At 41.5% G+C, this 25,528-nt stretch carries 25 protein-coding genes and 1 pseudogene; 19 read left to right on the forward strand and 7 right to left on the reverse strand.

Annotated elements, in window-relative coordinates; genetic code table 11:
• The first annotated feature begins 449 nt into the window (after positions 1 to 449).
• From V7K56_RS36205 to V7K56_RS36220, 4 genes are all read left to right on the forward strand, one after another.
• A complete protein-coding gene (locus V7K56_RS36205) occupies positions 450 to 2,471 on the forward strand; it encodes a carotenoid oxygenase family protein (RefSeq protein WP_334918888.1) in 2,022 nt (673 codons plus the stop codon).
• A 60-nt stretch (positions 2,472 to 2,531) separates the two neighbouring features.
• Positions 2,532 to 3,875, forward strand: coding sequence for an FAD-dependent oxidoreductase (locus V7K56_RS36210; protein ID WP_334918890.1), 1,344 nt, complete (start codon positions 2,532 to 2,534; stop codon positions 3,873 to 3,875).
• Positions 3,876 to 4,088: 213 nt separating this feature from the next.
• On the forward strand, positions 4,089 to 4,286 hold the full coding sequence (locus V7K56_RS36215) for a hypothetical protein (RefSeq protein WP_334918892.1): 198 nt from the start codon (positions 4,089 to 4,091) through the stop codon (positions 4,284 to 4,286).
• Between the two features lie 265 nt (positions 4,287 to 4,551).
• On the forward strand, positions 4,552 to 5,025 hold the full coding sequence (locus V7K56_RS36220; RefSeq protein WP_334918894.1) for an ABA4-like family protein: 474 nt from the start codon (positions 4,552 to 4,554) through the stop codon (positions 5,023 to 5,025).
• 298 nt (positions 5,026 to 5,323) lie between these two features.
• Here the strand turns inward: V7K56_RS36220 and V7K56_RS36225 are convergent, their stop codons facing one another.
• The 3 genes from V7K56_RS36225 to V7K56_RS36235 form a co-directional block, all read right to left on the reverse strand.
• A complete protein-coding gene (locus V7K56_RS36225; protein WP_334918896.1) occupies positions 5,324 to 5,539 on the reverse strand; it encodes an acetyltransferase in 216 nt (71 codons plus the stop codon).
• Between the two features lie 294 nt (positions 5,540 to 5,833).
• Positions 5,834 to 6,142, reverse strand: a complete 309-nt coding sequence (locus V7K56_RS36230; protein ID WP_334918898.1) for a DUF3181 family protein — start codon at positions 6,140 to 6,142, stop codon at positions 5,834 to 5,836.
• A gap of 119 nt (positions 6,143 to 6,261) precedes the next feature.
• Positions 6,262 to 6,519, reverse strand: coding sequence for a hypothetical protein (locus tag V7K56_RS36235; RefSeq protein ID WP_334918900.1), 258 nt, complete (start codon positions 6,517 to 6,519; stop codon positions 6,262 to 6,264).
• Between the two features lie 129 nt (positions 6,520 to 6,648).
• Here V7K56_RS36235 and V7K56_RS36240 point away from each other — a divergent pair, with 129 nt between their 5' ends.
• The gene (locus V7K56_RS36240) at positions 6,649 to 7,317 is read left to right on the forward strand and encodes a Uma2 family endonuclease (protein WP_334919003.1); all 669 of its coding nucleotides are present in this window, start codon (positions 6,649 to 6,651) and stop codon (positions 7,315 to 7,317) included.
• Positions 7,318 to 7,379: 62 nt separating this feature from the next.
• Here the strand turns inward: V7K56_RS36240 and V7K56_RS36245 are convergent, their stop codons facing one another.
• Both V7K56_RS36245 and V7K56_RS37450 read right to left on the reverse strand, forming a co-directional pair.
• Positions 7,380 to 7,601, reverse strand: a complete 222-nt coding sequence (locus V7K56_RS36245) for a calcium-binding protein (protein WP_334918902.1) — start codon at positions 7,599 to 7,601, stop codon at positions 7,380 to 7,382.
• Between the two features lie 239 nt (positions 7,602 to 7,840).
• A pseudogene (locus V7K56_RS37450) lies at positions 7,841 to 7,900 on the reverse strand (DUF4351 domain-containing protein); the annotation flags it as partial.
• A gap of 210 nt (positions 7,901 to 8,110) precedes the next feature.
• Between V7K56_RS37450 and V7K56_RS36250 the strand changes: the two are divergent.
• Positions 8,111 to 10,825 carry a TonB-dependent siderophore receptor gene (locus tag V7K56_RS36250; protein WP_334918904.1) on the forward strand — a complete coding sequence of 905 codons (2,715 nt, stop codon included), beginning with the start codon at positions 8,111 to 8,113 and terminating at the stop codon, positions 10,823 to 10,825.
• A 91-nt stretch (positions 10,826 to 10,916) separates the two neighbouring features.
• Here V7K56_RS36250 and V7K56_RS36255 read toward each other — a convergent pair whose 3' ends face one another.
• The gene (locus V7K56_RS36255; RefSeq protein ID WP_334918906.1) at positions 10,917 to 11,756 is read right to left on the reverse strand and encodes an Rpn family recombination-promoting nuclease/putative transposase; all 840 of its coding nucleotides are present in this window, start codon (positions 11,754 to 11,756) and stop codon (positions 10,917 to 10,919) included.
• A gap of 161 nt (positions 11,757 to 11,917) precedes the next feature.
• Here V7K56_RS36255 and V7K56_RS36260 point away from each other — a divergent pair, with 161 nt between their 5' ends.
• From V7K56_RS36260 to V7K56_RS36305, 10 genes are all read left to right on the forward strand, one after another.
• Positions 11,918 to 12,649 (forward strand): ABC transporter ATP-binding protein, encoded by a 732-nt coding sequence (locus V7K56_RS36260; RefSeq protein ID WP_334918908.1) that lies wholly within the window; start codon positions 11,918 to 11,920, stop codon positions 12,647 to 12,649.
• A gap of 35 nt (positions 12,650 to 12,684) precedes the next feature.
• Positions 12,685 to 12,849 (forward strand): type II toxin-antitoxin system Phd/YefM family antitoxin, encoded by a 165-nt coding sequence (locus tag V7K56_RS36265; protein ID WP_334918910.1) that lies wholly within the window; start codon positions 12,685 to 12,687, stop codon positions 12,847 to 12,849.
• A gap of 138 nt (positions 12,850 to 12,987) precedes the next feature.
• Entirely contained in the window at positions 12,988 to 13,551 is a 564-nt protein-coding gene (locus V7K56_RS36270; protein ID WP_334918912.1) for a Uma2 family endonuclease, read from the forward strand.
• A 482-nt stretch (positions 13,552 to 14,033) separates the two neighbouring features.
• Positions 14,034 to 14,681: a histidine phosphatase family protein gene (locus V7K56_RS36275; protein ID WP_334918914.1), complete on the forward strand. Its 648-nt coding sequence runs from the start codon at positions 14,034 to 14,036 to the stop codon at positions 14,679 to 14,681.
• Between the two features lie 84 nt (positions 14,682 to 14,765).
• The gene (locus V7K56_RS36280) at positions 14,766 to 15,791 is read left to right on the forward strand and encodes a glucokinase (protein ID WP_334918916.1); all 1,026 of its coding nucleotides are present in this window, start codon (positions 14,766 to 14,768) and stop codon (positions 15,789 to 15,791) included.
• 45 nt (positions 15,792 to 15,836) lie between these two features.
• The gene (locus V7K56_RS36285) at positions 15,837 to 16,442 is read left to right on the forward strand and encodes a hypothetical protein (protein WP_334918918.1); all 606 of its coding nucleotides are present in this window, start codon (positions 15,837 to 15,839) and stop codon (positions 16,440 to 16,442) included.
• 212 nt (positions 16,443 to 16,654) lie between these two features.
• Positions 16,655 to 17,317: a Uma2 family endonuclease gene (locus V7K56_RS36290; RefSeq protein WP_334918920.1), complete on the forward strand. Its 663-nt coding sequence runs from the start codon at positions 16,655 to 16,657 to the stop codon at positions 17,315 to 17,317.
• Between the two features lie 484 nt (positions 17,318 to 17,801).
• Positions 17,802 to 19,271, forward strand: a complete 1,470-nt coding sequence (locus V7K56_RS36295) for an efflux RND transporter periplasmic adaptor subunit (RefSeq protein ID WP_334918922.1) — start codon at positions 17,802 to 17,804, stop codon at positions 19,269 to 19,271.
• 84 nt (positions 19,272 to 19,355) lie between these two features.
• Complete coding sequence (locus V7K56_RS36300) at positions 19,356 to 20,573, forward strand: ABC transporter permease (protein WP_334918924.1); 1,218 nt, start codon at positions 19,356 to 19,358, stop codon at positions 20,571 to 20,573.
• 249 nt (positions 20,574 to 20,822) lie between these two features.
• Positions 20,823 to 21,434, forward strand: coding sequence for a hypothetical protein (locus V7K56_RS36305; RefSeq protein WP_334918926.1), 612 nt, complete (start codon positions 20,823 to 20,825; stop codon positions 21,432 to 21,434).
• 82 nt (positions 21,435 to 21,516) lie between these two features.
• Here V7K56_RS36305 and V7K56_RS36310 read toward each other — a convergent pair whose 3' ends face one another.
• Positions 21,517 to 21,885 carry a Dethiobiotin synthetase gene (locus V7K56_RS36310; protein WP_334918928.1) on the reverse strand — a complete coding sequence of 123 codons (369 nt, stop codon included), beginning with the start codon at positions 21,883 to 21,885 and terminating at the stop codon, positions 21,517 to 21,519.
• Between the two features lie 209 nt (positions 21,886 to 22,094).
• Here V7K56_RS36310 and V7K56_RS36315 point away from each other — a divergent pair, with 209 nt between their 5' ends.
• From V7K56_RS36315 to glmS, 3 genes are all read left to right on the forward strand, one after another.
• On the forward strand, positions 22,095 to 22,331 hold the full coding sequence (locus V7K56_RS36315) for a hypothetical protein (RefSeq protein WP_334918929.1): 237 nt from the start codon (positions 22,095 to 22,097) through the stop codon (positions 22,329 to 22,331).
• A gap of 529 nt (positions 22,332 to 22,860) precedes the next feature.
• Positions 22,861 to 23,106, forward strand: coding sequence for a photosystem I iron-sulfur center protein PsaC (psaC, locus tag V7K56_RS36320; protein WP_334918931.1), 246 nt, complete (start codon positions 22,861 to 22,863; stop codon positions 23,104 to 23,106).
• Between the two features lie 392 nt (positions 23,107 to 23,498).
• Entirely contained in the window at positions 23,499 to 25,370 is a 1,872-nt protein-coding gene (glmS, locus tag V7K56_RS36325; RefSeq protein WP_334918933.1) for a glutamine--fructose-6-phosphate transaminase (isomerizing), read from the forward strand.
• The last annotated feature ends 158 nt before the right edge of the window (positions 25,371 to 25,528 follow it).

The raw sequence follows: 25,528 nt of genomic DNA on the forward strand, positions 1-25,528 counted from the left end.
TAAACAAGATTATCGACTTTTTAAGAAGTTGGAAATTTGAGCTACAAAGAAAGTTGTGGGTAAGCAATAACCCTCTTCCATCACTCTGGTCAAAGAAAAATTTCAGCCAACTTCCAAACAAACCACAGAAACTGGGCTTGAAGCTTTATTTTCTAATATTATGGGTAAAATTATCTCTTTTGCCTGAAAGTGTTGTGTAGTAAGGATTATTGCTTTATTCTCTGGTGAGAGTGATGAAAGAGCGATAAGTAAGTCGGTGCAATAAAACTAAACTATGTGAAGAAAAGTTAACTAGGCTAAAACCCTCTTTCCTCCTGCTTCCATTTCAAAAATCCTGAAAAAGTTGATATTTGGACATTTGAGAGTAAAAACTTAACTTTTAAATAAAAACCTAGTGTTATACCTGAAGGCAAAACACCAAATCAAATTGCAATGCCAGGGTATCAATAATGAATCGTGAAATTTCCGAACCCCGATTTCCAGAGGCGGCAATGACTGCCAGTCGTGAGGAACTATCGAATTTACCACTGAATCCGATCTATGGGCATGTACCGCCAGATTTATCTGGGCATACGTTCATTATTGCGCCTGTAGGTAGTGTTGCCTCTGGAGGTTTACCCAATCCGAATGCAACCCACATTTTTAACGGTGATGGAATGATTTACCGCTTCGATTGGCAAGGCGGACAGGTTACTGTCAAAACGAAACTGGCACGTACACCTTGCTATTATGCAGATCGAGCAACTTTTAAAAATTTTGCTTATCGCTCTCATCAATTTCGCGATTATGGGTTGCTGCGCTTCTCCCCTTCCTTAGGCTTGCGAGATGAGGTAGATATTGCCTTTCTCGCTTTTAATACAGCCACAGACAGCCAAGAGCGATTAATGATTACTTATGACGCTGGTCGTCCCTATGAAATTGATACCAATAGCCTAGAGGTTGTAACCCCAGTGGGAAGCAATACTGAGTGGAAAGCGTTTCTACCTTTTTCCTATCCTTTCCCCCCTGTGTTGAGTACGTCTCACCCGACTTTTGATGGTTATACTAACGAAGTTTTCTTAGTTAACTATGGGCGATCGCTGAGTAATTTTCTGGAAAGTGCGCGTTTCATTTATGACCTCGAACAACTGCCCCAGGAACTAGAGCAACTGCTAAGTGCGATCGCTCAACTTTTAGACAACAATCCCTTACAGGTTCCCTTGGGAATGTTCTCGAAGTTTTCTGAAAGTTTCTGGCAACCATTGCTTGGCTGGATCGAGCATCAATTGGGAACTGCTATGCCAGATTTTGTTTATCTGTTGCAGTGGGATGGTGTCGGTAAATTCCAGCGTTGGCAGTTGATGCTGCCAGATGGTTCCCCGGTGCGAATTGAACAAAGTGTCCATCAGCTGGCAGTTACCAAAGACTATGTGGTGCTGATGGATACTTCCCTGAAAATTGGCCCAGAACAAATCCTGAATAATCCAATTCCCGATAGTTTAGAAACTGAGCGCCTACTGCGGCGATTACTGACGCGATCGCAGCAGCCCAATTCCCCCATTTACATCGTGCGTCGGGCTGACCTCAAAACAGATGTGACTACTGTGATAGTCCGCCCAGCTGTAATTCCTTTAGAAACAGTGCATTTTTTAACCGATTACGAAAACCCTGACGGGCAAATCACAATGCATACTGCCCACCTCTGCGCTACAGATATTGCCGAATGGGTTCGCAAGTATGATATCTCAAAATTCGATGCTCCCAAATCTGCGCCTCTGTGGTTGGGAGGAATGTTATCTAATGGGCAAATGGATGTGGGTCGTCTGGGTCGCTATCAAATAGATGGCGAGACAGGTCAGATTCGAGATGCTAAAGTAATTTACGATACTCGCCGTCATTGGGGTATAGGGTTTTACGCTTGCCAAGAAAAGCTAGCTTCTGGATTGCCTGCTAAACGAATTGATCATATTTATTGGCAATCCCTCGGTTTTTGGCCAGAATTGCTGACTGAGTTTATTTACAACTTGTACCAAGACTATCCCTACCGCGCTGTACCACTAAAAGAATTACTGGAACGACAAGAAGCATTTCACAATCGCCCTTCTTCTTTGTTTCGGCTAGATACAACCAAAATGGAGATGGCAGATTTTTATGACGCGCCTCCCGGTTATTTCATCAGTTCACCCCAGTTTGTACCGAGATTGAACAGCAATGGTAGTTCTACAGATGGCTATATCGTCTGTACGGTATTTGGGGGAAATAACAACGAAATTTGGATCTTCCAGGCCGATCAGTTAGGGGCTGGGCCTATATGCAAATTGAGCCATCCCCAACTGGATTTTGGCTTCACAATGCATACTGCTTGGTTATCGGCGATCGCTCCTCGCACTGCTAGTTACGATATTGCCGTGCGACAGGATTATGAATCGTTACTTAACCAACCAGGCATTCAGCAATTATTCACAGAAGCAGTTTATCCGCATTTTCAGTAGAAGACATTGCGATCGCAGCATTCTCAAACCAGGGTACATTTACTAGGAAGAAAGACCATTATGACTAAAGTCTCTAAAGATGCACGAATTTGTATTGTTGGAGCGGGAGCAGCCGGTTTATCTACGGCTTACTTTTTAAAAAAGCAAGGCTACCGCAACGTAGTTGTCCTAGAGAAAGCTGGACGGGTAGGGGGATTGTGTTGTTCCATTACCTATAATTCCCGTTCCTTTGACTTAGGAGCAAATTATCTCACTCCTGCCTACAAACAAGTCCTAAAAATGGCTGAAGAAGTCGGCGCTCGACTTTACAGTGAAGGTCCAGGTCAAGTCTACAATCCTTTTAAATCTCAACCGGGACAACCTGCCTACACCTCAATTATGAATGCTGTTACTGAAGGAACTGACCCAGTAACATTTTTGGCAGCCGTTGGACGCTATTGGTGGGAGCGTCTTTGGCTAGAGCCAATTATTTCTGTTCCTGGGTTTGCCGGTATCAGTCAACATCCCGAACTGACTCAACCTTTTTCACAGTGGTTAGCACAGAAAGATTTGTCATGTCTAGCAACTTTGTTTGAAATTCCGATTACTGCAATGGGCTATGGCTATTTAAACGAAATCCCCACTGCCTATGCCTTAAAATACATGACTCTAGAAACCTTTTGGACTTTAGTTACTTACGGTGCAGATATGCGTTGCGGTTGGCCTAAAAGGTTTATTGATGGTTTCCAACGCTTCTGGGAGCGTGTTGCTTGGGGAATAAATGTGCGCTTGAATATTGACATCAAGGAAATCAAGCGTGGGGCAATTACACGGGTGCGGTTCACTGAGCAGGAGCAAATTCTTGACAAGATTGTTACCCGTGAAGAAGTTTTAGAATTTGACTATCTGGTTTTAGCTTGTCCGTTGAGGCTGGATGTCCTTAACACCTTTCTCGATTTGTCACCAACAGAGAAAGACCTATTTGAACAGATCGTGCTCAATCCCTACAGTTTGATAACCTATCTGATTCCCGATCTGCAAATGCCAACCCCGGTAACTAATGTCGTTCCCTTAAATGCGCTGGGGAATCCCTGGTTTATTGCTCAACAGTTTGCTGAAAATGACCTGATTGCCTTTTACACTCGCCTAGATCGCCAGGGAAAAATTACTAAAACAGATGTTCTCCAGGGAATTAAAAAGACATTAGAGAATTTGGGAGTGGAGGTAGATGATGATTACTACACTTACGATGAGTGGCCTTACTTTCCTCACGTTACCTCAGAGGTTATGCAGGCAGGATTTTACGATCGCCTAGAAGCTATGCAAGGTCAACGCAAGACCTTCTATGTAGGAGGCTTATTGAATTTTGAATTGGTTGAGACAATTGTAGAGTATTCAAAAAGTTTAGTCGAGAAGAACTTTTAGTCTAGAAAACTTCTTTCTCTCTTGAAGTTAATAGACTTCTTGCATAAATCAATGAGCTTTCACCCTAAATCCCTCTCCCAAAAGAGAGGGACTTTTAAATATTCTTGGTAGCAGAGACAAACCCAGTCTAACCCTTCAACACTATTTGCTATTTTTCTCTGATATTGAGTCTTGCATTTTATACCTCATTTACTTGCAAACTGCTGTATCTACTTGGAAATTGCCCAAGGAGCATTTGAGGCTGCTAAAACATATACTGCAACTAATACAAAACCTTGGCTGACATCAGGTGTAGAAAGTGCAACCCAAAATCCTTACATCCTACAGCACTATGGCAAAATATGGGTTGAACTTCAAGCAGCTAAAAACTTGACTGAGCAAGCAGGAGAATTGCTACAAGTGGTTTGGTAAGAAGAATGGTCACTCACGGTCGAACAATGTGGGGAATGTGCACTTTGCGTCGCTACGCCAAAGTTGCAACGACTAGAGTCGGTTTAGACATTACTGACCACATTTTTTCTACTGTCAGGCTCAAGTTTGATAGCTTGAGGGAAAGCAGCGATCATTTCTGTGGTTCGTCCCTTTTTTGCTAAAAAATTACCTAATTTCCCGGCTTATATCTGTTACCTTATTTTAGAGAATTGGTATCAAACTTCACCCTTCACTTTACAAAAATATGACGATTTCTCAACTATTTAATGTTGCCAACCTTTTTGTCTTGCCATTTTGGGCGTTGATGATTTTATTGCCTAACTGGAAAGTTACACGATACATAATGTCATCATATTTACCCTTTGTGCTCTTAGCTGGGGCGTATTTGTATTTGTTTATCAACAGCATTACCCCAGAAAATGCTCAAGCTTTATCAAATCCTCAATTAGCTGATATTGCACGGTTTTTTGCGGATGAAACAGCTGCGGCAACAGGTTGGATTCATTTTTTAGTGATGGATTTATTTGTTGGTCGCTGGATTTATTGGGAAGGACAGAAAACAGGTGTTTGGACAATTCACTCTCTGGCTTTATCTTTGTTCGCTGGGCCTTTGGGATTACTGTCTCACATTTTAACTGACTGGATTACTAAAAGATTTTTTTCAAAGTTTCAGCACAATGAAAAGGCGACATTAGCAGAACAAGAAGTAATTAACTAACACCTAGTAATAGGGGTGCACAGATGTCGTTAGTGTCAACTTAAGGTTAAAGCCAGTCTAGAAAAAGCTTTTAGCAGATCACCTCGTTCCTCTTTAGAGACTGGGAATCCTTTTCATTGAGGCTTTGCCTGCCAAACTCGCGGCAGAGCCGCCAGGAGTAGTATTTCCAGCCTCTGGCTGAAAACGAGATTTTAAAAGTGTTTTGGCTTAATTTGAGACTAATGCACAGATGTGTGCCCCTACTATTGATAATTGCTAATAGTTTACTTCCACTACCAATTATCTGATTTTCAAATTATTAACTGTTACCGTGTCTGTATTCGGCATCTAACCAACAGCGTGGTAGAACTTCACCAGAAGGAAAAACGAGATTTTCTTTTTTAAAACTATTAGGTGGCTGTTCTTCTTCACCCTCTTGTTGTCGTGCATGAACAACATCATTATTTGGATCAAGTAATTCCTGAATTTCAAGAATTTTTATTAATTCGCCAGTATCTTTGAGTTGTAAAAGCATAGAAATTGCCTCAATAAGTTTGTCTGAAAATGTAAGACGAGTCTCAACATCAACTCGCTTACATCTCAACTGATCTAGAACGTGAGATTCCTTAATTGTTAAAGGAAATTTTTACCAGATATACACACATAAATTACACAATATTCTTTTATTATGTGTATTTGTGGTTTTCATTTTTATAAAATTGACGTTGACGCGGTAAATAAATCTCCAATTCAACATCTCAGATCTAAAATCAGATAAAAGAGACTGACCAAGAAAATCATTCAACTTAAATAATTTTGATTTTAGGGATTAGATTTCACGTTGATATTTTTCCAAAATATCCACTAATGTTACCTGGCCTTGGAGTGGCAGTAAATCGATTAAAGGAAGTTCACTTCTACCGCCGCCAATTTTTACTGTAATTGATTGCAAGACTTTTGAAACTTGATCTTCACTTACATTGTTGGAAGTAATTAAAGGATACAACTGTTCAGCAACAAGGGTATGCAGTTTGGCATTAGATAAATAAAGATGCCATTTGGCAATGTCCATGTAGACATTTTCGCCAATTTCAGCTGCTAGGGCTTCCAGTAATTCTGTGGTGTTAGTCTTTGCCATAAAAATAACCCTATGTTAAGAAAGAGTGCGAAATCTCAGGCTTTTTTACATTATTGCTCAATTAATAGGCTGATTCTACTACCACAGGTTACAATCGCCCCAGCATCAGCAGTCCGTCTTCAGGTGGATTTAGGTGGAGTTTCGCTGTAATTAGCGATCGCACTGATATAAATCAGATGTACTAATAATATTCCTGTCCAACTTGCAGTCAACAACGGCAGCCAGTCCCAGGTAGTGCTTTTCAAGATGTGAAAAAACCATAAGCCAGAATTAATCATAGCAGCGATCGCTACATGCATGGCAAAATTCATCCGGTCATCAATCTTGCGGTAATCTGGGTCTTTGCGATCGGGTTTGCGAGGCCAACGAGGAGGCATAAATATTTGTTACAGATTTAAATACACCTACTTATTCTAAGGTTTTTGGGGCATTCATTGCGATTAGACTTCTAGAAGCAGTCATAATTGAATTGAAAGTCAAGAGCCGCTGGGTTAAATACGATGACGATCTTTGAGCAAATAGACCCCGACGATCTCCTCTATCCAGACAGCGACGGCAAACCAATGGCAGATAATACAGAGCAATATCGTTGGATTGTCTTGATTAAAGAGAATTTAGAGATTCTATTTGCTAATAACGATTGTATTTTGATTGCGGGAGATTTACTTTGGTATCCCGTCCGTTCTCGGCTGATTGCACCGACTGCACCTGATGTGATGGTTGTCTTCGGTAGACAAAAGGGAAAACGTCGTTCCTATCGTCAGTGGCAAGAAAATAATATTCCACCACAAGTAGTCTTTGAGATTCTTTCTTATAGTAATGATACCAAGGAGATGGAGCGGAAGCTGGAATTTTACGATACTTATGGTGTTGAAGAATACTACTTATACGACCCTGAAAGTTTTCAATTAGATGGCTGGTTGCGGCAAAACAACCATTTAAATAAGCTATGGCAAATGGATGGTTGGTTGAGTCCTCGCTTAGGAATTAGATTTCAAACGGGCCTTGGAGAGTTAGTAATTTACCGTCCAGATGGACAGAGATTTGTGAATTCCCTAGAACTCAATCAACGGGCACAACAGGCTGAGTTATTGCTAGAACAAGAACGTCAACGCATCGAACAGTTGGCAGCCCACTTACGTAGTCTGGGCATCGACCCTGACAACCTGCCATAACTGGGGAGTGGGAGTGAGGAAGAAGAATTAATACCCATCTTCCGTTTTGTGGACTAGTTCTATTAATGAGCTACGTTCGACGAGTTTGGCATAAGTGTAGCAGCACCCAAGGTAAGATAAGCATTCTGCAACTGCGCTTCATTCCAGATGGTTCCATTACTAAAGGTAATCTTTTCAACACCGTAGTCATAAGTGTCGTAGACTTGATCCTTGAGAATCACAGAATCGGTTACACCACCGAAAGAAATCTTCAGTGTATTAATTTCAATTAATTTTCTAGACACTTGAAAGGATAATTAACAGCACCCAATTTACTAACAATTCCTAATATATGCTCACTTTTTCTTATCAACTAATGACCGGATGAACTCGCGTATCACGTCTGATTGAGTACGATTATGACTTTCGCAGTGGAATAAATCAAATCCTGACGACAAAATTAAATTTCCGTCTGCTATCGACCTACATAAATGGTGTGCGGTTCGTTTAGTCGAAACCATCACTAACCGCCAAGTGCTTCTAACTAAGTATCTAAATCAGCCATTCCCTGGAAATCTAACAGTGCCTCGCCCAGATTTTCTAATGGTTACTCAAATCCGGCACACTTTGCGACTGCCTTTAAACGCCAATTTGGCATCACACCCAGCGAATGTTTGTTGGGTAAAAAGTCCTTTTAAGAAGATGATGCCCTTTTTGGGTTGACACGAAAGCGAGAATCTCTATACAATACCCCCAGTCTTATTAACAACTATTCTCATTTAATTAGAGTTGGTTTGGTGGAGTGTGAGGAATAATGAGAATTAAGCGATCGCCATTTACTACTTGGCTGTGGTTAGTAATGATTTTTCTGCCGTTGTTGATGGCACAACCAGCAAAAGCACAAGTCAAACACAATCAGCAAACAGCAATCAACAGTGGGGAAAATTTCAAAGCGACTGCCGATTCTTCTACTAACAGAAAAATTAAGCAACTGGGCGAGATGGAACGCCCAGCCACCAATGCTAGTGGATTACTTTCGCAATCGTCAACTCCACAAGCAATGCCTGCATCAGCAATTATGCAAGTAACAGCAGTGAAGGCAAATCCCACTGATAAAGGTGTGGAGGTGATTTTACAAACAACTGTTGGGGAACAGTTACAAGTTACGAATCGCAGTACTGGTAATAATTTTATTGCTGATATTCCCAATGCCCAGCTGCGTCTACCATCAGGCGAGGTATTTACATTCCGTTCCCAAAAACCACTTGCAGGAATTACTGAAATAACAGTAACAAATTTCGATGTAAATACTATCCGGGTGACAGTCATAGGTGAGGCAAGCTTACCAACAGTCGAGTTATTTGACAGCGATGAAGGTCTAATTTTTGGGTTGACAACTGCTGCATCTACTGCACAGCAGCCACCAACTCAACAAACACCTGAACAAGAACAACCAGCGAACCAAACGCAACCAAAGCAACCATCGGCTTCTAGTGATGAGCCAATTGAGTTGGTCGTGACAGGGGAGCAAGATGGATATCGCGTACCTGATGCTTCCACTGCAACTAAAACCGATACACCTATCCGCGATATTCCCGCCTCAATTCAGGTCATCCCGCAACAAGTGCTAAAGGATCAACAAATTACACAAGTTCGGGAAGCAGTTTCTAATGTTAGTGGAATAACTGCTGGAAACGGTGGTTCTCAAACTACGTATGGTGAAAATTTCATTTTCCGAGGATTTGCGGCGGGCGACGCTGGTAGTACTTTTGTCAATGGTTTTAGGAGGTATAACGTCCTTAGTCGCAGTCTGGATGTAGGGAACATTGAACAAATTGAAGTTCTCAAAGGGCCTGCATCTGTCCTTTATGGGCAGGGTGAACCAGGGGGAATTATCAATATTGTAACTAAGCAACCTCTTTCAACACCATATTACGCCGTTGAAGGAACCATTGGTAACTTTGATTTTTACCGTCCGACGTTGGATCTTTCTGGTCCCTTAAATACCGACAAAACGATTCGCTATCGCTTGAGTGCAGCGTATCAAAACTCTGGTAGCTTTGTGGACATTATGAAAACAAAGCAGGTATTCATAGCACCTGTTATCAGTTTTGACCTGGGGAAGAATACCAACCTGACCCTAGAAGCTGAGTATCTCAATACCTCCAAAATAGAATATTTAGGTGTTCCGGCAGTAGGTTCATTATTGCCAAACCCCCTTGGCAGAGTTCCTCGCTCTCGGTTTATCGATGACCCAGATTTGAAATTAGAACGGAATTTTATAGCGCTTGGATATCGTTTACAACACAAATTCAGTGACAATTGGTCAATTCACAATGCATTTAGAGCAGAACTGGAAGATTATGATGAGGCGTTTGACTATAATTTAGGGCTACGAGCAGACTATCGAACAGTGGATCGTGGCGCTAGATTTGATGAGGCTAGGTCACGGAATTACAAGATACAAACTGATGTAATTGGCAAGGTTCAAACTGGCAGTGTTAAGCATGATTTGCTATTTGGCTTGGAATTAGGTAGGACTAATTACACCCGAACGACATTCAGTCCAACGCCCGCTTTCCCACCCATCGATTTGTTTAACCCAAATTATGACCGACCTTCAATTCAACCTGGTACGAAAACTGAAGATGGAGAGGGTCCTCAAAATTTGATCGGTGTCTATACCCAGGATTTAATCTCAATCGGAGAGAAGTTAAAGATTTTACTAGGTGGACGTTTTGATTTTGTACAAGCCTTTGATGAGAATAGATTAACTGGTATATCACGTGAAGCAGAAGATACTGCCTTCAGCCCTCGTATTGGCATTGTTTACCAACCCATTCAACCAGTCTCTTTATACGCCAGCTATACTCGCTCATTTCAACCCTCTCCTGCTTTCGTTAGAAATTCCGATGAGACTCCATTTAAGCCAGTTAACGGTGAATCATTTGAAGTCGGGGTGAAGAGTGACTTTTTCGATGGCAGACTGTCTGCAACGCTAGCAGCTTACCAAATTACCAAGCAAAACATTATCGTACCCGATCCCAATCCAGCTAATCAGGGATTTAGCCTTCAGATTGGTGAACAACGCAGTCGAGGAATTGAACTAGATGTCGCTGGTGAAATCTTGCCGGGATGGAAAATCATTGCCAATTATGCCTATATTGATCCGGAAATCACTGAAGATACTAGACCAGAGTACAAGGGGAATGAACCGAGTAATGTTGCCCGAAACAGTGCTAGTTTATGGACAACCTATGAAATTCAAACTGGAGGTTGGAAAGGGTTGGGATTTGGGGGTGGAGTCACTTTTGTGGGCGACAGACAAGGTGATTTAGAAAATACATTCACATTGCCCAGCTATGTGCGAACCGATGCAGCCATTTATTACCGCCGTGACAATTGGCGAGTTGGGCTGAATATCAAGAACTTATTTGATGTTTACTACTTTGAAAGTGCCGATAGTATAAATAGTGTGTATCCTGCCGCACCGTTTACAGTTTTAGGAACAGTTTCAGTGCAGTTCTAAGAAAGCTAGAGGGCAATCAGTCTTTGGGTTGAGCGTTAGCGCAGCTTACGGTCGGTATCGCATGTCCAATTCCCTTGAAGATTTGAATAATTTAGGCAGATATAATTGTGAGAAATTCTTCTAAAGAACTCACAGCGATCGCACTATCCATTAAAGTTTCTAATTGCTCCACATTCTTGCCCTCAAGCCTTATTTCTGCCTCATGGGAAATTTCACCAAAGCGTTGTTCCAATACCCGAATTAGCTGCCGTAGCGCACCCTGCTGAATACCTCTTTGCTCAATTTCTTGATACCAAGGCGATTCTCGCAATAATGCCATATCCCACCTCATGATTTGTTGCACTAAAGGCGTGTCTATCACAAAGCTAGCAAAAAATGCCAGCAATGATTCTAACTCGTTCAACTGTTCATCTGCTCGTACCGCCTTTAATGCGCGTTGCACAACTGATACCTCTCCCCCTCCTTGCAAGATTGGCACAAAGGGTAACAAAGATGGTAATGGTTGCCCAAATACTATCTCAGCATCGATTTCCCACAAATTAATCACGCGATAATCTTGGATAGCACGTAATCCCAAAAATTCCTGCTCGTAACTACTGACAATCGTTAAGGTGGATGGGGGCGGTAAAATGTTGATCAGTACTGGGTAAGTTGGCAATCGATAGCGTTCTTGTGCCAAAGCAGCATAAGCTCTCATCCGTAGAGGGATCTGTGCTGTGTAACGCAGTTGTAGTTCATTTAGTACTAGAAAATCCCCGTGAGTACCACTGTATGCTTTCACTAACACATCTGTTTCCCGGCTAATCCAATGAAACTCAGAACCGAGAATTTCTTTCGCCACGACTTCAGGACGCTGCGTCACCCACTGTACCCATGCATCGGGAGCTAAATTAATTAGTCGCTTGCTACCAATATCTGCTGCTTTTACCACAGGACGCTTGATATCTTTATCAGTAATTAATAGTACATCATAAAGATTGCAGTATTCTGGCGTTAATTTTTAAGTTGAAGCAATATCTAGGCACTGTTTTAAGAAATGTATGATTGATGTATCTTAGGTTTTGAATCAATATTTCTCTATATAAACCGCCCATGAAAGCCGATAGTAGACCAAACTATACAATTTTAGAAGTTCAAGAACTTGATGTTAATTATGGCGGTATCCAAGCTCTCAAAAAGATTAATTTAATTATTCAAAAAGGCGAGGTAGTTACTTTAATTGGTGCTAATGGTGCAGGAAAAACAACTACACTCCGCGCCATATCTAAAGTAGTTAATCCTAAAAGTGGCGTAATTCTCTATAATGGACATAATATTAACCGCCGCCAAACTCACGAAGTTGTACAACTTGGTATCGCTCATTGTCCTGAAGGACGCAGAGTATTAGCGCGGCAAACAGTACTTGATAATTTACTTTTGGGTGCTTATATTCGCTCTAATCAAGCAGAGATAAAGGCAGATATTCAGCGCCAATTTGAGCTATTTCCCCGCTTGTCACAAAGACGCAATCAACTAGCAGGAACCCTCAGCGGTGGTGAACAACAAATGTTAGCGATCGCTCGTGCTGTCATGAGTAAACCACAACTATTACTTTTAGACGAGCCTAGCTTAGGTTTAGCACCTGTGATCGTCCGGGAAATCTTCTCTATTATTGAAAATCTGCGGGCTACAGGTGTGACTATTTTATTAGTTGAACAAAACGCGAATTTAGCGCTGCAAATTGCCGATCGCGGTTATGTTTTGGAAGCTGGTTCTATTACTTTAACAGGTGCAGCATCAGAATTAATTAGTGATGAGCGAGTAAGAAAAGCTTATTTAGGGTAATAATTATAGTGGAGTAATAATTTAATAAGTTTCTTATGAACTGGATTAGTGTAGATGAAATAAAAGGCGACTTTTTAGGCTATATTCAGCGTGTTGAAGCTGGAGAAACTATTGTAATTCTACGTGGTGGAAAGCCAGTTGCTGAAATTAAGCCGACGGTAAAAGCACCTGATGCCTCTAGACCATCGCGATCCGTTTGATCGAATGCTAATTTGTCAAGTTTTGCAGCATGACCTTACTATCGTGACCGTCGATGATGCAATTCGTGCTTACCCAGTTAAAATTTTAAACGATACATGATTTATTGTTGTATATGAAAACTTAAGAAGTACAAACAGATGGTAAAATCACCAACTAAACCCCTAACTTTAGAAGAGTTTTTGAAACTACCAGAAACCAAACCTAGTTCCGAATACATCAAGGGTCAAATTATTCAAAAGCCAATGCCTCAAGGAAAACATAGCAAATTACAGGGTAAGTTAGTTACAGGTATAAATGAAGTGGGTGAAAGTCGAAAAATTGCCCTTGCTTTCCCAGAATTGCGATGTACTTTTGGCGGACGTTCAATTGTACTTGATGTAGCTGTATTTGCTTGGGAACGGATTCCTCTAGATGAGCGTGGAGATGTCGCTAATGTCTTCAAAACATATCCAGACTGGACAATTGAGATTCTTTCACCAGAGCAAAGCCAGACTAAAGTAACCGGAAATATTCTACATTGTTTAAAACATGGTAGTCATTTAGGTTGGTTAATTGATCCAGGCGATCGCTCTGTTTTAGTTTATCCACCAAAGCAGCAACCAGAACTTTTACAAGAATCACACGAAATATTACCAGTTCCTGATTTAGTTAATGATTTTCAATTAACTGTAGTGCAATTATTTGGATGGTTGAAGTTGTAAGCAATTATATAAATTCGTATCTAGCTTTGGGAATATTAAAGGTAGTAATTTACTCAGAGAATGCATATTTTTCCTGATAAAGATTGGACTAGTTTTTATAGAATAATTCACTATCCTAGAGCTTTTATAAGTAATAAAATTAGATCCTGTAGTATGTATGAATATCCAGCATTTATAGAAACAATAAAAAGATGTGCAGGGGATGAATTACGAGATGAGCGCTCACGCATCTGTTATGAAAATATGAAAAACTTATTCTGAGTGGAACTAACTCTCTAGAAATTTTAGTCGCTATTGCTTTAGAGACTTGGCTTAAAAGGCTTTAATAAAAGCTACATTGACAGCATTTATAACTTTTCCTAATTATTAGTATTATTAAATATTATTACGATTTTTGTCATATATTAATATTTGTAGCCCTCTTTGCAGATATCTATATATTTGTTTAGCGGCGAATTCTATTCACCGGAATAATTAAACCCATGAGTCAAATCATCTGGATCGCAAGACACGCTAACCGCCTCGATTTCGTAAACCCTGATTGGTTTATCACCGCCGAACGACGCTACGATCCACCTTTGTCTGATGATGGTATAGTGCAGGCACAGCAGTTAGCTAAACGATTGAAAGGAGAAAAGATTGGACATATTTTCGCTTCTCCTTTCCTGCGAACTATACAAACGGCAAACGCAGTTGCAGAAAAGCTCAACTTGCCAATTAAACTTGAAACAGGCTTGAGTGAATGGCTAAATCCAGTTTGGATGACGGAAGAACCCGAAAGACTCTCAACTCCAGTATTAGCAGAGTTATTCCCCAGAATTGACAGCAGCTATACCTCGCGCATCGCCGCCAAATATCCTGAAACTCATGAAAAAGTGCGAGAACGTTCTGGACAAACTGCTAGATGTTTAGCTACTGAGTTCTTTCCAGAGGATATTTTACTAGTAGCGCATGGTGCATCTGTGTTGGGGGGAGCAATGGGGCTAGTGGGGGAAATTGCTAAAACAGAAGTTAAAGCTTCTTTATGTTCTCTGGTAAAAGTGGTACGTCAAGACCCAGAATGGTTATTAGAACTAACGGGAGATACTTCTCATCTAACCCATATAGAAGAAGTTATTCGATTTGCTTAAACCTCTGATAGAGATTTGCGTTCATGGCTTCTGGTACGTTGGGTATATTCTACAAAAAAAGTAATTAATTCGCGAATAAATTCTATGACTTTATTACTAGCAGGAGATATCGGCGGGACGAAAACTATTCTGCAATTGGTTGAAACGTTAGATTCATCAGTTTTACATACTATTTATCGGGAAAGTTACCACAGTGCTGATTTTCCCGATTTAGTACCCATAGTGCAGCAGTTTTTGTTCAAAGCTAATACACCTATACCAGAAAAAGCTTGTTTTGCGATCGCTGGCCCCATTGTCAAAAATACTGCCCAATTAACCAATTTAGTCTGGTTCCTGGATACCGAACGTCTCCAAGAAGAATTGGGTATCCCGCACATTTCTTTGATTAACGACTTTGCAGCGATTGGTTATGGCATTTCAGGTTTAGAAAAACAAGACTTGCACGCGTTGCAAGTTGGCAATTATAAACCGGAAGCCCCGATTGCAATTATTGGTGCTGGTACTGGCTTAGGGCAAGGATTTTTAATTAAACAAGGAAACGATTACCAAGTTTTTCCCTCAGAAGGTGGACACGCTGACTTTGCTCCTCGTAACGAGATCGAGTTTCAACTGTTGAAATACCTATTGGGTAAACATGATATCCAGCGCCTTTCTGTAGAACGCGTCGTTTCTGGAATGGGAATTGTGGCAATTTACCAATTTTTGCGCGATCGCAAATTTGCTACTGAATCGCCAGATATTGCCGAAGTCGTCAGAACTTGGGAACAAGAAGCCGGACAGGAAGAGAAAAGTGTTGATGCCGGTGCTGTCATTGGTACAGCTGCATTGCAAGGTAGCGATCGCCTCTGCGAACAAACTTTGCAATTATTTATAGACGCTTATGGTGCAGAAGCCGGCAATCTCGCCCTGAAACTCCTACCTTACGGTGGCTTATACATCGCTGGTGGTATTGCGCCCAAAATCCTGCCTTTAATCCAAAGTAGCGATTTTTTATTAAATTTCACCCAAAAAGGTAGGATGCGCCGTCTCCTAGAAGATATCCCTGTGTATGTTATCCTCAACCCGCAAGTCGGCCTAATTGGTGCTGCTTTATGTGCTGCTAAGTTATAACAGCTGGCATCATCAGTGAGATCGGTATCTCAAAAGGCAAAAAATATGACAGTTAAAAGTCTGTTGCCACTAATAGCCGCCACCATTGTCTATGGTAGCTCTGTTTTAGTGGAAGCGCGTCAACCCAAACCTCCGGCAGTTGTTGTCAAACAACCAACCGTTTCTCAACCCGTACAGCCACAATGGAAGTTATACACTGCTCCAGATGGACGTTTTACGATTTTGATGCCAGGAAGCCCTAGCAGAAACACCGAATACCAAAAAACTTATATGGGGGAAATTAACCTAGAAATATTTGTCGCTCAACCACCGAAACAGCAAGTAGCATACATAGTTGCTTACAATGATTTTCCTTATAGTTACGGTCAAATGGCTGACCCTCAAGCTGTACTTAATAATGCACGGGATATGGCTTTAAAGACTACGAAAAGCAATTTAATTAGTCAACGAAACATTCGTAGTTCCAATAATCATCCCGGCAAAGAAATTGAGTACATAAATTCTGGAGGGAAAATTACTATAAATAGAATGTATGTTGCCGAAGGAAGACTATATCAAGTAATGGCAATAACTACAAAGAAGCAGCAGAAGACATTAGCTAAAACTATTTCTGGATATTTAAATTCATTTCATGTAGTTTTGAAAAAGTGAAATAATTAGAAGCTTTACTATATTAGCCTTGTAATCAATTGCAGGGCTAATATAGCTTTTCCTAGCCATATAAAGAACATTAGAGCAAGCTCCTCACTTTACTCTAGCTAGCAGCCTCGAACAAGGGATGTTTCTAGATACCGCATTAGATGACCTATTGCTAGAAAATGAAACTTGTATGATCGTTATTAAAGTTCCTCTTTCGCAATATTATGAGCGAATTACAGACCCAACTAGCGACCGATACCTGGATAGCAGCAACTTGGGATGAATATATCCAAATAATTGAAAATCCTGCCTACGAAAAAGCCAAGGGCTACTACCAAAATGGACAGATGAGGATTGAAATGCCACCAATTGGGAATGACCATGCCAGCGATCATACAATTATTATCTTTGCTGTTAACTTGTTTGCGAGCATCAAAGGCATTGCTCTAAATGGCAAGGATAATTGTACATATAGGACAACAGGCTTTAATGAAGCTCAACCTGATGTGTCTTATTATATTGGTGAGAATGCTGATGTCATTCCTTATGGAACTTTAATCATTAATCTAGATATATATCCACCACCAGATTTAGTTATTGAAGTGGCTAATACCTCACTTGCTGACGATCAAGGTGAAAAACGACTTTTGTACGAAGATTTAGGAGTGAAAGAATACTGGATTTTAAATGTCCACAATGTCCAAGTTATGGCTTTTGCTATTGAAAACCAAGGTAGTAGGCGGATTACAGAATCTCAGGTGTTACCAGGATTAGCAATTTCTTTATTAAACGATGCATTACGGCGAACTCGTCAAATAAATCAAAGTCAAGTTGGTGCTTGGTTATTAACCCAATTTCAGCAACAATTACAAACCCCTTTGACGTAAGAAATGGGGAGTAGAGAAAAAGAAAAGGATACATATAGCAATCCTAAATGAGGTTGTAAAATTTTTGTTATAGTCGTCCTTGGTCATTTATCCTAGCCTGCGGTCAGCCCTTCGGCTTGGTGCAGTCGCTCATGGGGGAAACCCCCAAAACCGCGCTGCTTCACCCCTGGCGCGTCATTAGTCAATTTGTGATTACAAAGGACAAATGACTAATGACTAATGATAGCCAACTCTAAAAATATTTCACAAATCAGATAGGATTGCACTAATCTGTTGTGGCTAAAGTCACCCTTTCAGGTGAAGACATACAGAAATACAAATGCCTAGTATGAAGGAAGATTAAGCAACTATGAAGCGAATTATGCGTCTGGTTGTTATTTGACTCATAAAAATTTAATCCCAAAGCTTTAACAACTCCGTACTTTCCACTTGTCCTCTAACTAAAAAATATTCTTATATAGCAAGATTTACAGGCTTCTATAATATGGCTACGCACATAGAAATTCCAGTTATTGGCAAAATTAAGTATCCATTGCGCTGGCTGATAGGGCTAATGGCGGGGAGTGCTTTGGTTGTGGGTACGATAACAACTTACACCTTAGTAAATCAAGGGACAAATAAAGAAGATATTGCTCAATTAACTGTGCCAGTAGCAGCACAAAACGTCACGTTGCGGATTACAGCTAGTGGCAAAGTCGTGCCAGTTCAGAGCGTAAATATTAGTCCGAAGAACCCTGGAGTGCTGTCGCAATTATACGTGGAACAGGGCGATCGCATTCAACAAGGGCAAATTCTCGCTCGCATGGATAGTGCCAGTATTGAAGCTCAAAGGAGCCAGTACCGTGCTAACTTAGCCCAAAGTCAAGCACAGCTAGCCCAAGCCCTAGCTGGTAGTCGTCCTGAAGAAATCGCTCAAGCTAAGGCGCGATTAGCACAAGCTCAAGCTCAACTAGCCGCAGCTAAGGCTGGTAATCGTCCCCAAGAGATTGCTCAGTCTCAATCCCAAGTGGATGCGGCTCAAGCAAAGGCGAATTACACCAGTGGACAGGTAAAGCGTTATCAATACCTATACGAACAGGGAGCAGAGAATAAACAATTACTCGATCAAGCTATCAGCGATGACAAAAGTGCTAGAGCCAGTTTAGAAGAAATAAAAAAACGATTGTCGTTAGTCCAAAGTGGCACTCGCAGCGAGGAAATTGACCAACGCCAAGCCACTGTTAACGAAGCACGAGCAGCATTGGTACTGTTAGAAGATGGCACCCGTTCTGAGGAAATTGCCCAGCGTCAAGCCGCTGTTGCATCTGCTGAGGCTCAGTTAAAGGGTGTACAAGTGCAATTAGAAGATACTATTATTCGCGCTCCTCTGTCGGGAATTGTTACCCAAAAGTATGCCGAACCAGGTGCGTTTGTCACACCGACAACTTCTGCTTCTACTAGTGCGTCGGCAACTTCCAGTTCAATTGTCGCCGTAGCACGCGGTTTAGAAATATTAGCTCAAGTTCCCGAAGCCGATCTTGGCAGAATAAAACAGGGGCAGCAGGTGGAAATTGTCGCCGATGCCTATCCCGATCAAGTTTTTAAAGGTCATGTACGTTTGATTGCTCCAGAAGCAGTGGTGGAACAAGGTGTGACATCCTTTCAGGTGCGGGTTGCTCTCGATACTGGCATAGATAAACTGCGTTCTGGCTTAAATGTGGATCTGACTTTTTTAGGCGATCGCGTTAATAATGCCTTGGTATTACCAACGGTGTCAATTGTCACCGAAAAGGGTAAAACTGGTGTACTCGTACCCGATGCAAAGAATAAACCCCAGTTCCGCGAAGTTACAGTTGGGGCACAAATTCAAGACCAAACTCAGATTTTAGGGGGAGTTAAAGCAGGCGATCGCATTTTTGTTAACCCACCCAAAGACTACAAAATCGAAAAGGTCAAAGAACAGCAGAATAAATAATACCAAATTGGGATAAGCAAGTTTGTAATAAGGACTTTAGTCCTTCTTTTAATAAAGACTTTTAATCTAAAATCCAAAATTAGCATGAACCTCCTCGAAAGCATGAACATGGCGGGGAAAACCCTGCTGTCAAATAAACTGCGTAGCGCCCTTACGATGTTGGGTATAGTTATTGGCAACGCCTCGGTGATTGCCATGATTGGGATTGGCGAAGGTGGACAAAAGTACGTGAATAAACAACTAGAGTCTCTAGGGCCAAATGTGCTATTTGTACTGCCAGGTAATCGCGAAACTCAGCGGATCTCCTTTGAAGTGCCAAAAAATCTAGTGTTACAAGATGCGGATGCGATCGCTTCTCAAGTACCAACTGTAGTAGGAGTTGCACCAGAGTTAAACAGAAGACAGGTAATTACTTACCGCAACAGAAACACCGATGTCAACATCATTGGTACAACTCCCAGTTTCCTATCAGTGCGGGATTTTGAAACTGCTAAAGGCAGATTTTTCTCAGAGGTAGACATTAAGCGCAGTAACCAAGTGGTAGTACTGGGTGGAGATTTGACAGAAAAACTATTCGGTAGTAGTAACCCTGTAGGACAGCAATTGCGAATCGGAAATACCAGCTTTCAAGTGATTGGAACGTTAACAACCAAAGGTTCCAGCGTGGGAGCAGATTATGATGATGCTGCCTTAATACCAATCACCACCTCAGCAAACCGACTTGTGGGCAAGAATTCTCCTTATGGTATTGCCTTAGATTACCTTGTTGCTGCTGCTCGTGATTCCGATAGCGTAGATGCAGCAGAGTTTCAAATTACTAATTTGCTGCGTCTACGGCATAAAATCAATGGTGAAGATGACTTTACTCTTCGCACCCAGAAAGATGCTTTGCAAACTGTCGGTCAAATTACAGGTGCATTGACAATTATGCTAGCTGCGATCGCTGGCATATCCCTGTTTGTTGGTGGTATTGGCATTATGAATATTATGCTAGTCTCCGTCACCGAACGCACCCAAGAAATCGGATTACGAAAAGCGATCGGGGCAACTGAGCAAGATATTTTGCTACAGTTCATCATTGAGGCAGTGATTGTTTCTGCAGCTGGCGGCTTAGTTGGGACTGCAATTGGTATCAGTGGCATTCTATTAGTGGCAGCCTTGACTCCTTTAGAAGCGAGTCTTTCTCCTGTAGCGATTACTATGGCAGTTGGTGTCTCTGGAGGTATTGGTTTATTCTTTGGTGTTGTTCCTGCACGTCGCGCTGCTAAACTCGACCCCATTGTGGCTTTGAGAAGTGCCTAGTAGCCGCTGCGCGGAAGTCAAAAGTATTGTAGTCTGGGCTTTCGCGTCATTTTGAATGATATGTTTATTTACGCCGTGTTGTACTAGTACCGCAAGGCAAAAGTCAAAAGTCAAAAGTCAAACAGGTATAGAGCATAAGCGTTTTATTTGTGCGATCGCAGCAATCCATTGAAGTAATTTTGCTGAAAAACGGGAAAACTATGGTTAATCCCAAATGGGGAAATTTCTATAAAAATCCTGAATAGCAAAATGCTCAAAAAATCTCTGCTTAACTGTTTAATTTTGCCTGTTTCTCTAGCAACCGGGCTGTGCGTGGGAACGCTTTTCGATTCCCAAGCCAATGCTTTACCAGGGCAAAGTACAGAAGAAGTAGGCACTTGGATTAAAGCACATCCTACACTCCGCCCCAGGAGCGGAGAGCGATTATTTGTGCAAAAGACTGATACGGCTGCCCAACGATTCACTTTTCAAGCGTCAGTATTGCCTCCTGGTAGGGTGGAATTTTCCAAAGACCGAGGCACAATTCGGACTGAGCGCATTACTATGTATGATGCTATTAACGGTATGACATTTGCGCGTCTCCAAGAATCCTTGCGGGTGATTTATGGCTTGGAGATTTATCAAGATTACGATCGCGCCCAAGTCGTGTATGAATATCCCAACGAGAAGGTAGTTAATTCCGCACGTCTAGCCAAAACTCCGATTCGGGAAGCCTTAAAGGGAGAATTACGAGTAGGCGATCGCTATGTATATTGGGTAGAAGTTGCCCAACCCAAGACTGGCAAAGCTTTTACCGGTCAAATGACCGTTTTGCTCAAAACTGACTTAGACAAGTTAGAAAATGAACTGCAAATTCGTTAATGTGGATGGGACAAGAGGAGGCAGGAGTCAGGAGGCAGAAGTTCTTTAATTTTGAATTTTGAATTTTGAATTGATTTCTCCCTCATCTCTTCCCCAACTCTGTCTGAGCTAAGGTTTGCCATATACCCGAAAAGATACTTTCAGCTGCTAAGGAAATTCGTAGTAAATCTTCTTTAAATAGTGGCGGCCAATCAACCCCAGCTTTACGCCCTGCGCCAAATAGCTGTTGCGCCTTAATGCTTAACTGATAAAGGGCCAAAGCCAGTTCTCGATCTAGGCTCTTTGCATCTTTGAGGGCTTCAAACACCACTTTTAATGCTAACAAAATCGAAGTGATCTGACCGGGTATCGGCGGTTTGCCCTGTTTCATACGCGTTAACAGCGCATCTGGGTTTTCTTCGGTTGTGATTGTCTGATCTATGAGGAGTTTCCTAGCTGTTTCGTAATTCATGTAGTCAGTTTAGCGCACATTTTGCTTCAGCAGTAATACTTAATTAAAAAGTCATAAAACGGCTTTCTAGTTATTTATAGCAATCTCTTATGATTTGTGAAATGATAAGCATGGGGAAAATAATTGGGAATTGGCGATGCTCTGGGTTAACCAGATAGACTGAATATAATATCTTTGAAAAATACACATTACTAGGAGTCAGAAATAAAATGTTCTCACCGAATTTACTAGAAATTGAGCGCTCTATCCTTGCCTTGTCTGTAGAGGAGCAACTTTGGCTGTTAGAAAGTATTGTTCGGCAAATCCGAGAAAGGGAGTATGTCAAAGATAAATTTGCTGATACTAAAAATATAGAGGAACAACTGCAAGTACCCGCTATCGAGCCAAAGATTCAAACACAAATTACTGTTATAACTGATGAGTTTGCAATTTCTGAAATCCTCTAATATGTAAGAATAAACATTATGAAATTGCCAAATCTAAAAAATTAAATATACAAGATACAAGTTCTCAGTGAGCGATCGCTTAAAATTGCTGAGTGCGATCGCAGTCTCTAAATTAATCATTTACATCGCAAAAACAGTTTGATTACGCAATAAAAACAATATTTTGTGTAATCTAGATTACCAAATTACTTTTGTTTACACGGGAATGTGGCGATCGCAAAATTCAGATTCTTAACCAAAATCCCCATAGTTAAAATTATGGAGATGTGTCTATTTACTTTTAATTTTGTTTCATATATCTTTACAATTCAACACCATTATGGTATATCACTGTGGTAAATACGCTCTGATGATGTTGCTGATTATCAGTGAATAGAGACAATCTCGCAAAAAGAAATTTTAACGGTGCTTATTAAATTGTTTGAAGTTATGTAGCCTTTTGATTACGGCCTATCAACCACTGCGGTAGACTATGCGTTGATTATGATTCTTTCGCAGAGAAGAACACTCGAAAGGAGCCGTTTTTTCAATGTCTCATACCGTAAAAATCTACGATACCTGCATTGGCTGCACCCAATGCGTCCGCGCTTGCCCTACTGATGTACTTGAGATGGTTCCTTGGGATGGCTGTAAAGCTGCTCAAATTGCCTCCTCACCCCGTACAGAAGACTGCGTGGGCTGTAAGCGTTGCGAAACCGCTTGTCCCACCGACTTTTTGAGCATCCGGGTTTACCTGGGCGCTGAAACAAGTCGCAGTATGGGTCTAGCTTACTAAAAAGCTGAGTCACCGAAGATTTGATCGGCGGTTTCCGCCGCTCAAACTTCTCACTGAATGCTGAGACAAAAGAAGTAAATCAGAAACACAATTTCTTGATTCTTCACTCAGCACTCGCAACTCGGCATTCAAGACTTTTAAATGTCTCAATAGCAAGCACCTTTAGCAAGCATTTTTTGAGCGGATACAATCTATAGGTATCTAAATCTTATAAGCCGTATTTGTACCGTCAGGTCAAAAGCTGATGAGGAATCCGCTGTCAAAACCCTAAAATCCATAACAATACCTAGTAGTAAAGGGAGTAAAATACTCCCTTTTTTCTTTGCAAAACGTCCACTTTATGCTACCGACTATACTGGATTAAATCATCCTGAAAAAAAGTGGTGTGAACAATGTGCGGAATTGTTGGATATATAGGCACTCAAGCGGCGACAGACATTTTACTGGCTGGACTAGAAAAACTAGAGTACAGGGGCTATGATTCGGCTGGAATCGCCACTGTTTGGGAAGGTGAGGTAAATTGTGTGCGGGCAAAGGGTAAACTCCATAACCTGCGTTCTAAACTGGAACAAATAGAAACCCCTGCCCCAATTGGTATTGGTCATACACGCTGGGCAACTCATGGTAAACCAGAAGAATACAACGCCCATCCCCATTTGGATACGGCAAAGCGAGTGGCAGTAGTGCAAAATGGCATTATCGAAAACTACCGCGAGTTACGCGAAGAACTCAAAGCAAAAGGACACGAATTTCGTTCTGAAACTGATACCGAAGTCATTCCCCATCTGATAGCCGAATTTTTAAAGAATCTTCCCCCCTCATCTTCCTTCCTAGAGGCAGTTCGCCAAGCCGTTAACCACTTGCGTGGGGCGTTTGCACTTGCAGTTATTTCTGCTGACTACCCCGATGAATTGATTGTTGTCCGCCAACAAGCACCTTTGGTAATTGGTTTTGGGCAAGGAGAGTTATTTTGTGCGTCTGACACGCCTGCGATCGTTGCCTATACCCGTGCGGTGCTACCTCTGGAAAATGGCGAAATTGCCCGCCTCACACCTTTGGGCGTTGAGATTTACAATTTTGCTGGCGACAGGTTGAAAAAACAACCTAGGCTGCTCAACTTCAATCCTGCAATGGTAGAAAAGCAGGGATTCAAACACTTCATGCTCAAAGAAATTCATGAGCAACCAGGAGTAGTAAGAGCTAGTTTAGACGCATACTTTAATCCAGCCGAATCTACCGAATCGCCAATCAATCTTGGTTTACCTGCGGATTTATACAACGATTTAGAACAAATTCAAATCCTCGCCTGTGGTACAAGTTGGCACGCAGCATTAATCGGAAAATATTTACTTGAACAACTAGCAGGAATTTCAACTCAGGTGCATTACGCTTCTGAGTATCGTTATGCACCATCACCCGTGACGGCTAACACGTTGATTGTTGGTGTTACCCAATCAGGCGAAACCGCCGATACCCTAGCAGCTTTGGCGATGGAAAAAGAACGTCGCCAGGGGAAAGAACCCAAATATCAAGCGCGACTACTGGGCATTACCAATCGCCCCGAAAGTAGCCTCGGTCATCTAGTACCGCATGTTATCAGTACCCTAGCGGGAATTGAAATTGGGGTAGCAGCGACGAAAACTTTTACCGCCCAACTGATGGCGTTTTATGCTTTGGCATTGGATTTAGCAGCTCGTCGTCAGACAGTTTCAAAAGATACATTAGATCAAATTATTAATGGGTTGCGACACATTCCCAAAGAAATTGAAGCAACTTTAGAAAGTCAGGAACGTTTAACCGAACAGCTAGCCCACGAATTCGCCGAAACCAAAGATTTCATTTTTGTGGGAAGAGGAATTAACTTTCCCATTGCTTTAGAAGGGGCGTTAAAACTAAAAGAAATCAGCTATATTCACGCCGAAGGGTATCCAGCTGGAGAGATGAAACATGGCCCGATCGCTCTATTAGATGCAAAAGTACCAGTAGTTGCGATCGCAATCCCTGGTAGTGTGTACGAAAAAGTTATTTCTAATGCCCAAGAAGCCAAAGCCAGAGATTCTCGGTTAATTGGCGTGACTCCTGTCAACGATGGCGAAGCTGCGGAAATCTTTAACGATCTTCTTCCCGTCTCTCATGTAGAAGAGTTACTTTCTCCGATTCTCACAGTCGTTCCTTTGCAATTATTGGCTTATCATATTGCCGCCCGTCGCGGTTTGGATGTCGATCAGCCAAGAAATTTGGCCAAGTCTGTAACGGTGGAATAGTCTATTAATAGAGGTAGTAGCGTTTAAACGCTACTACAACCCAATGTGCAATTCCTCATGGTTTTTTAAGGACTACCTCAAAAAAAACCGTTGTTGTAGTCATTGTACAAATAAGCTAGTCTAGCTAATCGGGCTATATATGGCAAACAGAGGAAATA

Origin of the sequence: Nostoc sp. (genome assembly GCF_036917535.1) — a bacterium.
In the GTDB taxonomy this organism is placed as follows: Bacteria; Cyanobacteriota; Cyanobacteriia; order Cyanobacteriales; family Nostocaceae; genus Nostoc.

Excerpts from the sequence above, each read along its gene's own strand:
- V7K56_RS36205 (WP_334918888.1), top strand. The coding sequence starts at position 450 with ATGAATCGTGAAATTTCCGAACCCCGATTTCCAGAGGCGGCAATGACT.
- V7K56_RS36210 (WP_334918890.1), top strand. The coding sequence starts at position 2,532 with ATGACTAAAGTCTCTAAAGATGCACGAATTTGTATTGTTGGAGCGGGA.
- V7K56_RS36220 (WP_334918894.1), top strand. The coding sequence starts at position 4,552 with ATGACGATTTCTCAACTATTTAATGTTGCCAACCTTTTTGTCTTGCCA.
- V7K56_RS36225 (WP_334918896.1), bottom strand. The coding sequence starts at position 5,539 with ATGCTTTTACAACTCAAAGATACTGGCGAATTAATAAAAATTCTTGAA.
- V7K56_RS36230 (WP_334918898.1), bottom strand. The coding sequence starts at position 6,142 with ATGGCAAAGACTAACACCACAGAATTACTGGAAGCCCTAGCAGCTGAA.
- V7K56_RS36235 (WP_334918900.1), bottom strand. The coding sequence starts at position 6,519 with ATGCCTCCTCGTTGGCCTCGCAAACCCGATCGCAAAGACCCAGATTAC.
- V7K56_RS36250 (WP_334918904.1), top strand. The coding sequence starts at position 8,111 with ATGAGAATTAAGCGATCGCCATTTACTACTTGGCTGTGGTTAGTAATG.
- V7K56_RS36260 (WP_334918908.1), top strand. The coding sequence starts at position 11,918 with ATGAAAGCCGATAGTAGACCAAACTATACAATTTTAGAAGTTCAAGAA.
- V7K56_RS36265 (WP_334918910.1), top strand. The coding sequence starts at position 12,685 with ATGAACTGGATTAGTGTAGATGAAATAAAAGGCGACTTTTTAGGCTAT.
- V7K56_RS36270 (WP_334918912.1), top strand. The coding sequence starts at position 12,988 with ATGGTAAAATCACCAACTAAACCCCTAACTTTAGAAGAGTTTTTGAAA.
- V7K56_RS36275 (WP_334918914.1), top strand. The coding sequence starts at position 14,034 with ATGAGTCAAATCATCTGGATCGCAAGACACGCTAACCGCCTCGATTTC.
- V7K56_RS36280 (WP_334918916.1), top strand. The coding sequence starts at position 14,766 with ATGACTTTATTACTAGCAGGAGATATCGGCGGGACGAAAACTATTCTG.
- V7K56_RS36285 (WP_334918918.1), top strand. The coding sequence starts at position 15,837 with ATGACAGTTAAAAGTCTGTTGCCACTAATAGCCGCCACCATTGTCTAT.
- V7K56_RS36290 (WP_334918920.1), top strand. The coding sequence starts at position 16,655 with ATGAGCGAATTACAGACCCAACTAGCGACCGATACCTGGATAGCAGCA.
- V7K56_RS36295 (WP_334918922.1), top strand. The coding sequence starts at position 17,802 with ATGGCTACGCACATAGAAATTCCAGTTATTGGCAAAATTAAGTATCCA.
- V7K56_RS36300 (WP_334918924.1), top strand. The coding sequence starts at position 19,356 with ATGAACCTCCTCGAAAGCATGAACATGGCGGGGAAAACCCTGCTGTCA.
- V7K56_RS36305 (WP_334918926.1), top strand. The coding sequence starts at position 20,823 with ATGCTCAAAAAATCTCTGCTTAACTGTTTAATTTTGCCTGTTTCTCTA.
- V7K56_RS36310 (WP_334918928.1), bottom strand. The coding sequence starts at position 21,885 with ATGAATTACGAAACAGCTAGGAAACTCCTCATAGATCAGACAATCACA.
- V7K56_RS36315 (WP_334918929.1), top strand. The coding sequence starts at position 22,095 with ATGTTCTCACCGAATTTACTAGAAATTGAGCGCTCTATCCTTGCCTTG.
- psaC (WP_334918931.1), top strand. The coding sequence starts at position 22,861 with ATGTCTCATACCGTAAAAATCTACGATACCTGCATTGGCTGCACCCAA.
- glmS (WP_334918933.1), top strand. The coding sequence starts at position 23,499 with ATGTGCGGAATTGTTGGATATATAGGCACTCAAGCGGCGACAGACATT.